Origin of the sequence: Variovorax sp. OV700, assembly GCF_900099805.1 — a bacterium.
GTDB lineage: Bacteria > Pseudomonadota > Gammaproteobacteria > Burkholderiales > Burkholderiaceae_C > Variovorax.
In genome coordinates, this window is record NZ_FNDR01000009.1 from 85,991 (window position 1) to 100,522 (window position 14,532).

14 protein-coding genes are annotated in these 14,532 nt (G+C 68.0%); 13 read left to right on the plus strand and 1 reads right to left on the minus strand.

Annotated features, from left to right (window positions below):
- The first annotated feature begins 4 nt into the window (after window positions 1–4).
- The 13 genes from BLR24_RS20675 to BLR24_RS20735 all read left to right on the plus strand — a co-directional run bounded on the left by BLR24_RS20675 (window position 5) and on the right by BLR24_RS20735 (window position 13,282).
- Window positions 5–748 (plus strand): GntR family transcriptional regulator, encoded by a 744-nt coding sequence (locus tag BLR24_RS20675; RefSeq protein WP_093020318.1) that lies wholly within the window; start codon window positions 5–7, stop codon window positions 746–748.
- 18 nt (window positions 749–766) lie between these two features.
- Window positions 767–1,795: a histone deacetylase family protein gene (locus BLR24_RS20680; protein ID WP_093020320.1), complete on the plus strand. Its 1,029-nt coding sequence runs from the start codon at window positions 767–769 to the stop codon at window positions 1,793–1,795.
- Window positions 1,792–2,847, plus strand: a complete 1,056-nt coding sequence (locus BLR24_RS20685) for a phosphotransferase (protein WP_093020322.1) — start codon at window positions 1,792–1,794, stop codon at window positions 2,845–2,847. The genes BLR24_RS20680 and BLR24_RS20685 overlap by 4 nt, the downstream gene beginning before the upstream one ends.
- Window positions 2,848–2,857: 10 nt before the next feature.
- Complete coding sequence (locus BLR24_RS20690; protein ID WP_093020324.1) at window positions 2,858–4,141, plus strand: aspartate aminotransferase family protein; 1,284 nt, start codon at window positions 2,858–2,860, stop codon at window positions 4,139–4,141.
- Between the two features lie 64 nt (window positions 4,142–4,205).
- On the plus strand, window positions 4,206–5,411 hold the full coding sequence (locus BLR24_RS20695) for a M20 aminoacylase family protein (protein ID WP_093020326.1): 1,206 nt from the start codon (window positions 4,206–4,208) through the stop codon (window positions 5,409–5,411).
- Window positions 5,412–5,428: 17 nt separating this feature from the next.
- Window positions 5,429–6,433, plus strand: coding sequence for a tripartite tricarboxylate transporter substrate-binding protein (locus tag BLR24_RS20700; RefSeq protein ID WP_175543317.1), 1,005 nt, complete (start codon window positions 5,429–5,431; stop codon window positions 6,431–6,433).
- 468 nt (window positions 6,434–6,901) lie between these two features.
- A complete protein-coding gene (locus tag BLR24_RS20705) occupies window positions 6,902–7,819 on the plus strand; it encodes a dihydrodipicolinate synthase family protein (RefSeq protein ID WP_093020328.1) in 918 nt (305 codons plus the stop codon).
- A gap of 29 nt (window positions 7,820–7,848) precedes the next feature.
- Window positions 7,849–8,985 carry a branched-chain amino acid ABC transporter substrate-binding protein gene (locus BLR24_RS20710; protein WP_093020330.1) on the plus strand — a complete coding sequence of 379 codons (1,137 nt, stop codon included), beginning with the start codon at window positions 7,849–7,851 and terminating at the stop codon, window positions 8,983–8,985.
- Between the two features lie 14 nt (window positions 8,986–8,999).
- Window positions 9,000–9,935 carry a 4-hydroxyproline epimerase gene (locus BLR24_RS20715; protein ID WP_093020332.1) on the plus strand — a complete coding sequence of 312 codons (936 nt, stop codon included), beginning with the start codon at window positions 9,000–9,002 and terminating at the stop codon, window positions 9,933–9,935.
- An 11-nt stretch (window positions 9,936–9,946) separates the two neighbouring features.
- Window positions 9,947–11,053 carry an NAD(P)/FAD-dependent oxidoreductase gene (locus BLR24_RS20720; protein ID WP_093020627.1) on the plus strand — a complete coding sequence of 369 codons (1,107 nt, stop codon included), beginning with the start codon at window positions 9,947–9,949 and terminating at the stop codon, window positions 11,051–11,053.
- Complete coding sequence (locus BLR24_RS20725) at window positions 11,050–11,298, plus strand: (2Fe-2S)-binding protein (protein WP_093020334.1); 249 nt, start codon at window positions 11,050–11,052, stop codon at window positions 11,296–11,298. Before BLR24_RS20720 ends, BLR24_RS20725 begins: the two co-directional genes overlap by 4 nt.
- Window positions 11,295–12,587, plus strand: a complete 1,293-nt coding sequence (locus BLR24_RS20730) for an NAD(P)/FAD-dependent oxidoreductase (RefSeq protein ID WP_254787478.1) — start codon at window positions 11,295–11,297, stop codon at window positions 12,585–12,587. Before BLR24_RS20725 ends, BLR24_RS20730 begins: the two co-directional genes overlap by 4 nt.
- A gap of 26 nt (window positions 12,588–12,613) precedes the next feature.
- Complete coding sequence (locus tag BLR24_RS20735) at window positions 12,614–13,282, plus strand: GntR family transcriptional regulator (RefSeq protein ID WP_093020631.1); 669 nt, start codon at window positions 12,614–12,616, stop codon at window positions 13,280–13,282.
- A gap of 39 nt (window positions 13,283–13,321) precedes the next feature.
- Here the strand turns inward: BLR24_RS20735 and BLR24_RS20740 are convergent, their stop codons facing one another.
- Window positions 13,322–14,530, minus strand: coding sequence for an acyltransferase family protein (locus tag BLR24_RS20740; RefSeq protein WP_093020336.1), 1,209 nt, complete (start codon window positions 14,528–14,530; stop codon window positions 13,322–13,324).
- Window positions 14,531–14,532 lie beyond the last annotated feature (2 nt).

Here is a 14,532-nt window from a genome sequence, read left to right on the forward strand (position 1 = left end):
CAACATGGCAACTTCCGTAATTTCTCCTCCTCCTCCTCCTCCTCTTTCTCCCGATGCGGCCATCTTCGAATCGGTCGAGTCGACCGATCTCGTCGGGCTGGTCGAGGCTCAGCTGACGCGCGCCATCGTGGAAGGCCGCCTGCCACCGGGCAGCCGCATCGTCGAGGCCGACATCGCGCGCCGCATGGGCGTGAGCCGTGCGCCGGTGCGCGAGGCGGCGCGGCGGCTCGAACGCCAGGGCGTGCTGGTCGCGAAACCGCGTCACGGCTTCGCGGTGCGGACCATCAGCGTGCAGGAGATCGACGATCTGTTCGAGGTGCGCCTGAGCCTGGAGCTCACCTCGATCGAGCTGGCCTGCCGCAAGGCCGACGACGCCGGCATCGCGCGCGTGCAGGCGCTGGTCGAAGCCATGGTGCGCGAGGCGAGCACGCAGCCGCAGCACCACCGCATTGCCAACGACCTGGCGCTGCACACGCTGATCTGCGAGCTGTCGGGCAATGCGCACCTGCACCGCATCTTCATGAACACGCAGACCGAGATGCAGATGATCATCGCGCTGATCGATGCGGTCTACCACGACCCTACCGCGATGGCCGAGACCCATCGCCCCATCGTCGACGCCCTGGTGCGTCGCGACCCCGAGGCCGCCAAGGCCGCGATGCGCGTGCACCTGGAAGACGCCTGGCAGCACGTGCGCGCGCTGTTCGTCAAGCAGCACGGCGCGGCGCCCCTTCCCACCAACGCCTGACACCGGAGAAACCGCCCGATGAAAGTCGTCTACAGCGACACGCACAAGGACCACGACCCGCAGCTCTTCATGGTGCGCGGCAAGCTCAAGCGCAGCAACGAGCAGCCCGAGCGCGCCTTCCGCCTGCTGAAGGCGGTCGAGCAGGAAGGCCACGAGATCGTTGCCGCGCGCGACTTCGGCGCCGGTCCGCGCGGGGCCATCCACACGCCCGAATACCTGCGCTTTCTCGAAACGGCCTACGCGCGCTGGCAGCTGCTGGACGACCCGTCCGAAGAAGTGATGCCTAACATTCATCCCTTTCCGGGCCAGCCCTGCACCTACCCCGACAGCGTGGTCGGCCAGGCCGGCTTCCACATGGGCGACAACGCCTGCTCCATCGGCGCGCGAACGTGGGAGGCCGCCATTGCCTCGGCGAACATGGCCACGCATGCGGCGCAGATCGTGCTCGATGGCGAGCGCGTGGCCTATGCGCTGTGCCGCCCGCCCGGCCACCACGCCTACGCCGACCGTGCCAACGGCTTTTGCTACCTCAACAACGTGGCCATTGCCGCGCAGTATCTGCGCGGCGTGCACGACCGCGTGGCCGTTCTCGACATCGACGTGCACCACGGCAACGGTACGCAGGGCATCTTCTACCGCCGCGCCGACGTGCTGACCATTTCGCTGCACGGCGACCCGCGCAACTTCACGCCCTTCTTCATCGGCCATGCGCACGAACGCGGCGAAGGCGAAGGCCTGGGCTACAACATCAACAAGCCGCTGCCTCTGGGCACCGACATCGACGGCTACCTGCCCGCGCTGCGCGATGCCTGCGACAGCATCCGCGCCTATGCGCCCGGTGCGCTCGTGGTGGCGCTGGGGCTCGATGCGCACGAGCGCGATCCGTACAAGGGCATGAAGATCCAGACCGCCGGCTTTGCCGTGCTGCTGGCGGAGATCGCGCGCTTGGACTTGCCGACGGTGCTGGTGCAGGAGGGCGGCTATCTTTCCGATGACCTGGGTCCGAACATCGCCAGTGCGCTGCGCGGCTTCGAGGGTGCCGCGTGACGACAGTGGATTTCGCCGACGCACAGGTGCTCAGCGAAGGCTCGCCCGCACTCGACGACGACTGGGTGCGCCAGCTTGCGCGCGAGCGCTACGGCATCGAAGGCGAGATGAAGCCGCTGACCGGCGAGCGTGACCGCAACTACCGCTTCGAGCGCGCCACCGACGGCGCCCGCTTCATGCTGAAGATCTCGCATCCGGCCGAAACCGCCTTGGTCGCCGACTTCCAGACCCAAGCCCTGCTGTACCTCGAGGCCGCGGACACGGGCCTGCCGGTGCAGCGCATCGTGCCGACGGAGGACGGCGCCGCCTCCTTCGTGTGCGACCCGGGCGATGGCCTGCCGCGCGTGGTGCGCCTCTTCACCTACCTGCCCGGCCTGCCGCTGCCCGAGGCGCCACGCACGCCGCTGCAGCAGCAGAACCTCGCGCGCATGCTGGCCCGGCTCGACGTCGCGCTCGCGGGCTTCGACCATCCGGCCGGCGCGCTGCCGCTGCCCTGGGATCTGCAGCGCGCCGACAGCGTGCGCGGCCTGCTCGCGCACATCGCCGAGCCGGAACGCCGCGCCCTGGCCACCGCTGCACTCGACCGCTTCGAGCGCGACGCCAAGCCCGTGCTGCGCACGCTGCCCGCGCAGCCGATCCACAACGACTTCAACATCTACAACGTGCTGGTCGATCCGGGCGACACCGACCGCATCGCCGCCATCCTCGACTTCGGCGACATGGTGCGCGCGCCGTGCATCAACGACCTGGCCGTGGCCGCCGCGTACCAGGCCGGCACCGGTGACGATCCGCTCGCGGCCATCGTGCCGCTGGTCGCCGCGTACCACGCGGTGCGGCCGCTGTCGCCGGCCGAGGTCGGCGTGCTGTTCAACCTGATCACGGCGCGGCTCGTGATGGTGGTGGCGATCGGCGGATGGCGCGCCGCGCGCTATCCCGAGAACGCGACCTACCTGCTGCGAAACAACCCGCTGTCGTGGGCCCGGCTGCAGGCCTGCGAGCGCATCGGCGCTGCCGCCGCGACAGCAACCTTTCGACGCGCGTTGAACCTCTGAGAGATCGCCCATGACCACCCTCGCCCCTTCGACCCAGGTACTCGTCGAGCGCCGCGCACGCGTGCTCGGCCCGGCCTACCGCCTGTTCTACGAAACACCGCTGCATCCGGTGCGCGGCGAAGGCGTGTGGCTGTACGACGCCGATGGCAAACGCTACCTCGACGCCTACAACAACGTCGCGTCGGTCGGCCATTGTCATCCGCACGTGGTCGAAGCCATCGCGCGCCAGGCGGGCGTGCTCAACACCCACACGCGCTACCTGCACCAAGGCGTGCTCGACTATGCCGAGCGACTGCTGGCCACCATGCCCTCCGAACTCGGCCATGCGATGTTCACCTGCACCGGCAGCGAGGCCAATGACCTCGCGATGCGCATCGCCAGAGCGCATACGAAAGCCGAGGGGCTGATCGTCACGCGCTTCGCGTACCACGGCGTGACTTCGTCGATCGCGGAGGCCTCGCCCTCGCTCGGCAAGTTCGTGCGGCTGGGCGATGCGGTGCGCACCGTGCCCGCGCCGGACAGCTACCGCATCGCGGCCGGCGACATGGGCCGCGCGTTTGCGAACGGCGTACGCGAGGCCATCGCCGACCTGAAGGCGCGGGGCATCCGTCCGGCCGCGCTGATGGTCGACACCGTGTTTTCGAGCGACGGCATCTTCACCGACCCACGGGGTTTCATGGCCGAGGCGGTGGACGCGGTGCGCGAAGCCGGAGGCCTCTTCATCGCCGATGAAGTTCAGCCCGGCCTCGGCCGCACCGGTGATGCGTTCTGGGGCTTCCAGCGGCACGGCGCGGTGCCCGACATCGTCACCATGGGCAAGCCGCTCGGCGCCGGCCATCCGCTGGCCGGCCTCGCGGTGCGGCCCGAGGTGCTGGCCGCCTTCGGCCGCGAGTGCCGTTACTTCAACACCTTCGGAGGCAACCCGGTCTCGATGGCCGCGGGCATGGCGGTGCTCGACGTGATCGACCGCGAAGGCTTGATGGCCAATGCGCAGCGCGTCGGCCGCCATCTGCGCGCGCAAATCGCGAAGCTTGCCGAGCGCCACAGCTTGATCGGCGACGTGCGCGGCGCGGGCCTGTTCGTGGGTGTGGAGTTCGTCACGGACCGGAAAGCACGCACGCCCGCCACCGCGGAAACCGCGCGCGTCGTCAATGGCCTGCGCGAGCGGCAGGTGCTGCTGAGCGCCACCGGCGAGCATGCCAACACGCTGAAGATCCGCCCGCCGCTGGTGTTTTCCGAAGCCAACGCCGATCTGCTCGTCGAGACGCTCGACCAGGTGCTGGCCGGGCTCTGACGGCGGGCATGGCGGCCAGCGCCGCCTTGCGCCAGAATCGTTCGCCCTTACGACCTTTGCCATCATGAACATCGTCGATTCCTTCGCCAGCAACGCCTCCCGTTTCGTCGATATCCGGCGCGACATCCACGCCCATCCGGAACTCGGTTTCGAAGAACACCGCACCTCCGAAAAGGTGGCGGGCCTGCTCGCCGAATGGGGCATCGAGGTGCACCGCGGCATTGCCGGCACCGGCTTGGTCGGCGTGCTGCGCAAGGGCACCGGCACGCGCACCATCGGCCTGCGCGCCGACATGGACGCGCTGCCGCTGCACGAGGCCAACGATTTCGCCCACAAGTCCACGCACGCGGGCCGCATGCATGCCTGCGGCCACGACGGCCACACCACCATGCTGCTGGCCGCCGCCTGGCACCTGTCGCAGCAGGGGCCGGATGATTTCGACGGCACGGTGCATTTCATCTTCCAGCCCGCCGAGGAGATGGGCAAGGCCGGTGCGAAGAAGATGATCCAGGACGGCCTGTTCGAGCGCTTCCCGTGCGATGCGGTCTTTGCGCTGCACAACTTCCCGGTCGGTGACGTGGGCCGCTTCGCGCTCAACGAAGGCGCGCTGATGGCGTCGAGCAACACCTACAAGATCACGCTGCGCGGGCGCGGCACGCATGCCTCGATGCCGCACACCGGCATCGACCCGGTGGCCGCCGTGGTCACGCTCGCGCAGCAGCTCCAGACCATCGTGCCGCGCACCATTCCCAGCACGGAGCGCGCGCTGCTCGCGGTCACGCAGCTGCAGGGGTCGGATGCGCCCAACGTGATTCCCGACGTGGCCACGGTCGGCGGCACCATTCGCACCTTCTCCATCGAGGCCATCGACAAGATCGAGGCGCGTCTGCGTGAAGTGGCCGCCGGCGTGGCCGCGGCGCACGGCTGCACGGCCGAGGTCTTTTTCAACCGCTCGTCGCCGCCGGTGGTCAATCACGTGGCCGAGGCGCGCTTTGCCGCAAGCGTGATGCGCGAGGTGGTGGGCGACGACATGGTGACCGACAATTTTCCCGCCGTAATGGGCGCCGAGGACTTCGCGCACATGCTGCTCGCGCGACCCGGTTGCTATGCCTTCCTGGGCAATGGCGACGGCGACCATCGGCTCGATGGCCACGGGCCCGGCCCTTGCATCATCCACAACACCTCGTTCGACTTCAACGACGAGATCATTCCGATTGGCGCCAGCTACTTCGTGAAGCTGGTGCAGTGCTGGCTGCCTTCGGGCGGCTGAGCTTTTTTCTGTTGACGATGACGATGAAAGTGGCCGCCCCGATGACTTCCTCGATCCTGTTCACCCGACGTTCGCTGGTCGCCCTTGCCGCCGCGACGGCCCTGGGCGCCATCGCGCCCGTGCACGCGCAGCAGCAGCGCGTGATCCACATCGTCGTGCCCTTCGGCACGGGTGCGGTGCAGGATACGGTGGCGCGTGCCTTCAACGCCGAACTGGGCGCGGCACTCAACGCCAGCGCGATCGTCGAGAACCGCGCGGGCGCGGGCGGCACGGTGGGCGCAGCCGTGGTCGCCAAGGCGCCGCCGGACGGCAACACGCTGGTGCTCGCGGCCGCGAGCCACCACATCGCGGGCTTCCTGTACAGCAAGCTGTCCTACGACCCGCTGAAGGATTTCGTGGGCGTGGCCAACATCGGCAACGCGGGCTATGTGCTGGCGATTTCGAGCGGACTCAACGTGTCGAACACGGCCGACTTCATCAAGGAGGTGAAGGCCAACCCGGGCAAGTACAACTACGCCTCGGCCGGCAACGGCAGCGCCACGCATCTGGCCATGGCATCGTTCCTCGCGAAGGCCGGGCTGCAGATGACGCACATCCCGACCAAGTCGACCGGCGAGGCGGTCAACGAGGTGCTCGCGGGCCGTGTGCAGGCGGTCATCTCGTCGAGCATCGGCGTGATGGGTTTTCAGGCCGATCCGCGCTTGAAGCTGCTCGCCTCCACGGGCCAGGCGCGCAGCCCCTTCCTGCCGACTTTGCCGACCGTGGCCGAAAGCGGCCTGCCGGGCTACGCCTTCGATTCATGGATCGGCTTGCTCGCACCCGCTGGCACGCCGAAGGCCGAGGTCGAGCGACTCAACGCGGCCACCAACAAGGTGCTGGCGGATCCAGCGATCCAGGAACGGTTCAAGCGCCTGGGTGTGGAGCCACGCACGCAGAGCGCGGAAGAGTTCCAGAAGCTGCTGCGCGCAGACTGGGATGCGATGGGGGCGGTGGTGAAGGCTTCTGGGGCGAAGATCGACTGACTGGCTTCTGGTTTTTTGGCGCTCCTGTTCAGGGCGCGTGCAAAGGCCACCGGGTACTCCCCTCCGCGAATGTCCCCCGGGCTTCGCCCTCCTCCTTTATTTCGCTGCGGGGAGCACCCGGCGCCCTGTGCCCACTGGGCGCTGCGCCTGTTCCGCTCGATCAACCACCGCTCTAACCAACGCACCCGCTGGCGGGGTGCCTTGCGCAGCGAAATAAAGGAGGAGCCCGAAGGGCGGGGGACATTCGCGGAGAAAGGTACCCCGTCGGCGGGTGCGCCGCCCTGAACGCGGGGAGCATGAACAAAGCACAGCGCCCGGCGAACACACGGACGTCCGCGGCGCTTTCCGGCGGATATCACAGAAGACCTTGGTCCAAAAGAGCGCTTGCCCCACGCATATCCTGAAGATATATTATTAATATATTTAAACCGCGACCGCTTTCCGTCGCGCAACCCAGGAGCCCATCACGTGACCAACCCCCGCTGGCAAGGCATCTTCCCCGCCATCACCACCAAGTTCCACGCCGACGAAAGCATCGATGCCGAAGGCACCGCGCGCCACATCGACTTCCAGATCCGCAACGGCATCCACGGCCTGGTGACCTGCGGCTCGCTGGGCGAGGCCAGCACGCTTTCGCTCGAAGAAAAACTGCAAGTGGCCCAGATCGCGCTGGAAGCGGCCGACGGCCGCATCCCGGTGCTGGCGAATGTGTCGGAAACCAGCACCCGCGAAGCGCTGCGCTATGTGGACGGCGCCAACAAGCTGGGGGTGGCGGGCTTCATGGTGATGCCTTCGGTGATCTACGTGGCCGATGCGCGCGAGACGATGCTGAATGTGCGCACCATTGCCAACGCGGCTCAGAAGCCGGTCATGGTCTACAACAACCCGGTGGCCTACCGCGTGGATCTGAAGCCCGAGCACATGGTCGAACTGGCGGACTGCGAGTGGATCGCGGCGATCAAGGAGAGCACGGGCGACATCCGCCGCATCACGGACCTGCGCAACACGGTGGGGACCCGCTACCAGCTGTTCCTGGGGGTGGACGACCTGGCCTATGAGGGCCTGGCGCTGGGCGCGGATGGTCTCTTGGCCGGGGTGGGCTGCGCGTTCCCGCGGGAAACCGTGGCGCTGTACGACCTGATGAAGGCGGGCCAGTTCGCCGAGGCGCTGAAGCTGTACCAGTGGATGACTCCGATGCTGCACCTGGATGTCTCGAACAAGCTGGTGCAGAACCTGAAGCTGATCGACGCCCTGGTGGGCGTGGGCACGGAGCACATGCGCCGTCCGCGGCTGCCGCTCATCGGCGAGGAGCGCGCGGCCGTGGAGGCGATCGTGAAGAAGGCGCTGGCCACAAGGCCTGTGCAGTATCAGTCGGTCATGGCATAAACCCTCTCGTCCTCTACAAAGGAACAAGCATGAAGTCCAACGCACACATGATTCCGTTTCTCGGCCTCGTGGCCATCGCCATGGCGGGCCACGCCAATGCGCAGCAGGAGCAGGTCGTCAAGATCGGCCACAGCGGGCCGCTGTCGGGCCCCAATGCCTTCGCGGGCAAGGACAACGAGAACGGCGTGCGGCTTGCCATCGAGGAACTCAACGCGAAGAAGATCACCGCCGGTGGCAAGACGCTGAAGTTCGAACTGGTGTCCGAAGACGATCAGTGCGACGCCAAATCCGGCGTGAGCGTGGCGCAGAAGTTCGTGGACGAAGGCGTCAAGTACGTCATGGGCCCGTACTGCTCGGGCGTGGCCATTCCGGCTTCGCGCATCTACGCCGATGGCGGCACCATGGTCTCTACCGTCGGCACCAACCCGAAGGTGACGCAGGGCGGCTACAAGAACCTGTACCGCATCATCGCGAGCGACAACCAGATCGGTTCCAGCATGGCGGTGTACGCGGCCAAGGTGCTCAAGGTCGGCAAGGTGGGCGTGATCGACGACCGCACCGCCTTCGGCCAGGGCCTTGCGGAAGAGTTCACCAAGGAAGCGAAGAAGCAGGGCCTCACGGTGGTCGGGCAGGAGTTCACCACCGACAAGGCCGTGGACTTCACCGCCATCCTGACCAACATGAAGGCCAAGGCGCCCGAAGCGATCTTCTTCGGCGGCTACGCACCGCAGGCCGCACCCATGGCGCGCCAGATGAAGCAACTGGCCGTGCCCGGCAAGCTGCTGGGCGGCGACACGCTGTGCAGCCCCGCCACCGGCAAGCTGGGTGGCGATGCGGTCAACGACCTGGTGTTCTGCGCGCAAGGCGGCTCCATTCTCGAAAAGGCGCAGAGCGGCCCGGCGTTCAAGGCCAAGTTCAAGAAGCGCTTCAACGCCGACGCGGACGCGTATGCCGCCTCGTACTACGACCAAGTGCTGTTCATCGGCGAGTCGATGCAAAAGATCAATTCCATCGATCCCGACAAGGTGGGCGCCGAGCTCTACAAGACCACCTACAAAGGCGTGGCCGCCACCTACAGCTACGACGACAAGGGCAACATGAAGCAGGCGCCGATCACGGTGTTTACCTTCAAGAACGCAGCGCCCGTGCCACTCGCAAGCTACTGATCGGACCCAGCCACATGCAACGCATCCAGATCATCGATTCGCACACGGGCGGCGAGCCCACGCGCCTGGTCATTGGCGGGTTTCCCGATCTGGGCGGCGGCAGCATGGCGGAGCGCCGCGCGCTCTTGGCCGAGCGGCATGACAAATGGCGTGCCGCCACGGTGCTGGAGCCGCGCGGCAGCGACGTGATCGTTGGCGCGCTGCTGTGCGAGCCGGTGTCGAAAGATGCCGCCGCCGGCGTGATCTTCTTCAACAACACCGGCTACATCGGCATGTGCGGTCACGGCACCATCGGGCTGGTCGCAAGCCTTGCGCACATCGGGCGCATCGGCGTGGGCGAGCACAAGATCGAGACGCCGGTGGGCACGGTCACGACCACGCTGCATGCCGATGGTTCGGTGAGCGTGCGCAACGTGCCGGCGTACCGGCATCTGCACCGGGTCGCGGTCGAACTGCCTGGCCACGGCACCGTGCACGGCGATGTGGCCTGGGGCGGCAACTGGTTCTTCCTGGTGAGCGAACACGGCCAGCGCGTGGCGAGCGACAACCTCGCCGCGCTCACCGGCTACACCACCGCGTTGCGCAAGGCGCTGGCGGCGCAAGGCATCACGGGCGCCGATGGCGCGGAGATCGACCACATCGAACTCTTCGCCAACGACAGCGAAGGCGCGGACAGCCGCAACTTCGTGCTCTGCCCCGGCAACGCATACGATCGCTCGCCCTGCGGCACCGGCACCAGCGCCAAAATCGCCTGCCTCGCAGCCGACGGCAAGCTGGCGCCTGGCGAGGTGTGGACGCAGGCCAGTGTGATCGGGAGCCGCTTCGAGGCCAGCTACGCGATGGAAGGCGGCAAGGTCATTCCCACGCTGCGCGGCCGTGCGTACATCAGCGCCGAAGCCACGCTGCTGATCGAGGACGAGGACCCCTTCGGATGGGGCATCCGGCTCTGACGCCGGGCGGCATGGACGCGGACGTCATCGTCATCGGCGCCGGCATCGTCGGTGCCGCCTGCGCGCACGCGCTGGCGCAGGCCGGCCGCCGGGTGCTGGTGCTCGATGCACGCATCGGCGGCGCCACGGGCGCAGGCATGGGGCACCTCGTGGTGATGGACGACAACCCGGCCGAGCTTGCATTGAGCAGCCATTCGACGGCGCAATGGCGCGCTCTGGCGCCGCGCATGGGCGAGGACTGCGCGTACAGCGCCTGCGGCACGCTCTGGATCGCGGCCAACGAAGAAGAAATGGCCGAGGCCGAACGAAAGCAGCAGCGGCTGCGTGAGCACGGCATCGAAAGCCGCCTGCTCGGCGCGCAGGAGCTGGCTCGCGCCGAGCCCGCCTTGCGCAAGGGCCTTGCGGGCGCGCTCGAAGTGCCCGGCGACGGCATCCTCTATGCACCGAATGCGGCGCGCTGGCTGCTCGCTCATGGCGCAGATTCGATCCGCATCGAGCGTGCGAAGGTCGATGCCATCGAAGACGACGGCACGCTGCGACTCGCGGACGGCAGCCGTCGCAGCGCGCCGCAGATCGTGCTCGCCAATGGCATCGAGGCGACGACGCTCTGCCCCGAGCTTCCGATCCGCCCCAAAAAGGGCCACCTGCTGATCACCGACCGCTATCCGGGCACGGTGCACCATCAGCTCGTCGAGCTCGGCTACGTGACCAGCGCGCACCACAGTGACGGCGACTCGGTCGCGTTCAACGTGCAGCCGCGACCGACCGGGCAATTGCTGATCGGCTCCTCGCGCCAGTTCGACACCATCGATCCCGCCGTCGATGCGCCCATGCTCGCGCGCATGCTGCAGCGTACGCTCGACTACCTGCCGGGCCTCGCGGATCTCAACGCGGTTCGCTCGTGGACCGGCATGCGCGCCGCAACGCCCGACGGACTGCCGCTGCTGGGCAAGCACCCGTGGCGCGACAGGCTCTGGCTCGCCGTCGGCCACGAAGGCCTGGGCGTGACCACCGCGCCGGGCAGCGCGCACCTGCTCGCGGCGCTGATGACCGGCGGTGCACCCGGATTCGACGCGGCGCCCTATGCGCCGCGCGGGCTGCTGGAGAGGCGCGCATGAGCGGTGAGACCTTGCTGCTCATCGATGGCCAGCTCGTCCGCGTAACGGCGGGCAGCTCGGTCGCCGCTGCCTTGCGCGTCGCCGGCGGCATGGGCGTGGCGCGTACCTCGGTCACGGGGCAGCCGCGTGCGCCGTTCTGCGGCATGGGCGTGTGCCAGGAATGCCGCGTGCTCATCGACGGCCACCGCAGGCTCGCCTGCCAAACGGTCTGCGCCGAGGGCATGCGCGTGGAGACCTCCGAATGACGGACATGACGCTGGAACATTGCGATCTGCTGATCGTCGGCGCGGGTCCTGCCGGCATGGCCGCGGCAGTGGCGGCGGCGCCCAGCGGTGCTTCGATCGTCGTGATCGACGACAACCCCGCACCCGGCGGGCAGATCTGGCGCGACGGCCCTGGCGCCACGCTGCCGCCGGCCGCGCGCAAGTGGCGCGATGCGCTCGAACGCCACGTCAACATCCGCGTGTGCAGCGGCACGCGCGTCGTCGCGGCGCCATCGCGAAACGAACTGCTGCTCGAAGACGCAGAACGTGGCTGGCGCATGCGGTGGAACAAGCTGATTCTTTGCACCGGCGCGCGCGAGCTGCTGCTGCCCTTCCCCGGTTGGACGCTGCCTGGCGTCACGGGCGCAGGCGGCTTGCAGGCGCTCGTCAAGGCGGGGTTGCCGGTCGAGGGCGAACGCATCCTGATTGCGGGCAGCGGACCCTTGCTGCTCGCCGCGGCGGCGACGGCGCGCGCCGCGGGTGCGAAGGTCGTGCGTATCGCCGAGCAAGCCTCGTTCGCGGCGGTCGCGGGCTTTGCGGCCAGCCTGCCGAGATGGCCGGGAAAGGCTGTGCAGGCGATCACGCTGGCCCACGCGCAGTACCGCACTTCGTCGCATATCGTCTCGGTGCAAGGCGCCACGCAGGTCGAATCGGTCCGGCTGCGCCAAGGCGGCCGCGAAGCAGAAATTGAATGCGACCGCGTGGCCTGCGGCTTCGGCCTCGTCCCCAACACGCAACTGGGCCGGATGCTCGGCTGCGCCCTCACCCCCGAGGGCGTCGGCGCACAGGCCTTGAAAGTCGACGCGCAGCAAGCCACCACCATGGCCGACATCTACGCCGCCGGCGAGTGCACCGGCTTCGGCGGCAGCGAGCGCACCCTCGCGCAGGGCTCCATCGCCGGTTACGCGGCCGTCGGCAACGAGGGCGCCGCAAAGCAGCACGAACGCGAGCGCGCCCGCTGGGATGCCTTCGCCGCACAGCTGCACCGCAGCTTCGCGCTGACCCCTGATATCCGCCATATGCCGCAGCCCGACACCCTCGTATGCCGCTGCGAAGACGTGCCGTTCTCGGCGCTCGCAGGTTGCAGCGGCTGGACCGACGCCAAGCTCCACCGCCGCTGCGGCATGGGCGCCTGCCAGGGCCGCGTCTGCGGCGATGCCGCGCAGTTTCTTTTCGGCTGGACGCCGCCCGCGCCGCGCCCGCCGCTGTCGCCCGCGCGCATCGCAACCCTGGCCGGCCTCGCGGGCCCTGGCGATGTGGACCGACAATGAAGCCGAAGCAGCACCAGAAGAAAACAATGGCCCCCCCGAAGACCGTGCCTCGCCCCCAGCCCAAACGACGGGCCGCCGACCTCGCCTATGACGCGATCGAGACGCTGCTCTCCACGCTGCAGCTGGAGCCCGGCAGCCAGATCGTCGAAGCCGACCTGGCCGAGCGCACCGGCCTTGGCCGCACGCCGGTGCGCGAGGCGCTGATGCGCATGGTGTCGATCGGCCTCATCGTGCAGCAGCCGCGCCGCGGCCTCCTGGTGTCGACCATCGACCTGGCCGACCACCTGGACGTGATCCAGACCCGGCGCGTGCTCGAACTGCTGATTGCGGCCTGCTCGGCGCGCCGCGCCACCGCGCTGCAGCGCAAGGAGATCGTGCGCTGCGCTGAGGTAATGGTGAAGGCCGCCCACCGCGGCGACCTGAACGACTACATGCAGGCCGACCGCGCGCTCGACTTCGTCAACCACCAGGCGAGCCACAACGATTCGGCGGTGAAGGCCGTGACCCCGCTCATCGTTCAGTGCCGACGCTTCTGGTATGCCTACCAGCATGAAGGCGAGATCGTCGAAGGCGCGAACGCCCACCTCGAACTGGCGCAAGGCATCGCGACCGGTGACGAGGCGGCAGCCACGGCCGGCGCCAATCGCCTGCTGGACTATCTCGAGCTGTTCGCCCGCAAGATCATCGACAAATAGGCCAAGACCTCGGTCCAGTAGGCGCGTGATCTGCCGCGGCTAGCCTGCGGAAGCAGGCAACCCCCGCCGCGCCCGCGTGACGTGCCGCCCGCTCAAGAGCGTGCCGATGGGCGTGTAGCGCACCAGCAGCTCGTAGCTGGCCAGTGCCACCAGCGAGGTCGCTGCGATGTTGAGCCCCATCTTCGCCAAGGCCCCGAAGGGCGCGTTGAACAGCAGGATGCCGAAGCCGATGGTGCCGAGCATGTGCACCAGATATACCCAGTACGAACTCTGCGAAAGATAGGCCAGCACGGCGTTCCGGTGCGGCACATAGCGCACGAAGCCTCCGATCAGCGCCAAACTCCAGAGCCATGAAGTGGCGTTGTAGGCAAACGCGATCCAGAACGCAGGATGCGGCCAAGGCAGCGGCAGCGCAGTGCCGCCGCGCACGGCCCCCAGCAACACCGCCGTGGCGATGAAAAAGCCCAGCCCGGCCAGCGCATGGCTCTGGCAACGCGCAGCAAGGAGCGTGAGCAGGTGCTGCTCCCGCGGCCCATGCAGGTACCAGCCGAACACGAAGAACAGACCGCTTTGCACCCATTCGGCAAGCGGCGGCAGGAAAGAGCCGCTTCCCGCCACGATGCCGGAGGGATAGAACGAGCCCACCAGTGCCAGCGGCGATGCGAGCACCAGGAAGCCCCATCGACGTTGCGCGAGCAGCGCGAAGGCGCGGCGGGCCGCATCGCACAGCCTCGGCGGCATGAAGCGACGCAGGCGCAAGCCCGCCCAAGCCAGCACGCAGAGCCAGAACAGCTGATAGAGGAACCACAGGTGCATGGTGTTGAAAGGCGAACCGCCGGGCTGCCGCGCGGGCGTCAGCGCCCTGTCGAAGCCCGGCACGCCGCGCACCGTCAGGTGGATGTAGACCATCGAAAGCACCGCGGTCAGCACGAAGAGCGGCGGCCAGAACACCGCGAAGGGCAGTGCGAGCCGCAGGCCGCGGTTCTTCAGCATGCCGCCGGCGCCGCGCCGTTCGGCCAGCAGCGCCGCGAAGAAGCCGGCCAGGATGAAGAACACCGGCATCCGGAAGCTGTGGATGAACAGCAGCAGCAGGTCGGCCACCGGTGAAGTCTTCGGATCGCGCCAGGGCAGCGGCGAAGCGGTGGTGATGTGATTGACCGCCACGTGCAGCACGATGCCGAGCCACATCATGAGCGCGCGCAGGTTGTCGAGTGCGTCGAACCGTGTGGAGCTTTGGGCGTTGTTCATGG

Coding starts and splice junctions, on each gene's coding strand:
- BLR24_RS20735 (WP_093020631.1), top strand. CDS start 12,614: ATGGCCCCCCCGAAGACCGTGCCTCGCCCCCAGCCCAAACGACGGGCC.
- BLR24_RS20695 (WP_093020326.1), top strand. CDS start 4,206: ATGAACATCGTCGATTCCTTCGCCAGCAACGCCTCCCGTTTCGTCGAT.
- BLR24_RS20710 (WP_093020330.1), top strand. CDS start 7,849: ATGAAGTCCAACGCACACATGATTCCGTTTCTCGGCCTCGTGGCCATC.
- BLR24_RS20700 (WP_175543317.1), top strand. CDS start 5,429: ATGACGATGAAAGTGGCCGCCCCGATGACTTCCTCGATCCTGTTCACC.
- BLR24_RS20690 (WP_093020324.1), top strand. CDS start 2,858: ATGACCACCCTCGCCCCTTCGACCCAGGTACTCGTCGAGCGCCGCGCA.
- BLR24_RS20730 (WP_254787478.1), top strand. CDS start 11,295: ATGACGGACATGACGCTGGAACATTGCGATCTGCTGATCGTCGGCGCG.
- BLR24_RS20680 (WP_093020320.1), top strand. CDS start 767: ATGAAAGTCGTCTACAGCGACACGCACAAGGACCACGACCCGCAGCTC.
- BLR24_RS20740 (WP_093020336.1), bottom strand. CDS start 14,530: ATGAACAACGCCCAAAGCTCCACACGGTTCGACGCACTCGACAACCTG.
- BLR24_RS20715 (WP_093020332.1), top strand. CDS start 9,000: ATGCAACGCATCCAGATCATCGATTCGCACACGGGCGGCGAGCCCACG.
- BLR24_RS20725 (WP_093020334.1), top strand. CDS start 11,050: ATGAGCGGTGAGACCTTGCTGCTCATCGATGGCCAGCTCGTCCGCGTA.
- BLR24_RS20675 (WP_093020318.1), top strand. CDS start 5: ATGGCAACTTCCGTAATTTCTCCTCCTCCTCCTCCTCCTCTTTCTCCC.
- BLR24_RS20720 (WP_093020627.1), top strand. CDS start 9,947: ATGGACGCGGACGTCATCGTCATCGGCGCCGGCATCGTCGGTGCCGCC.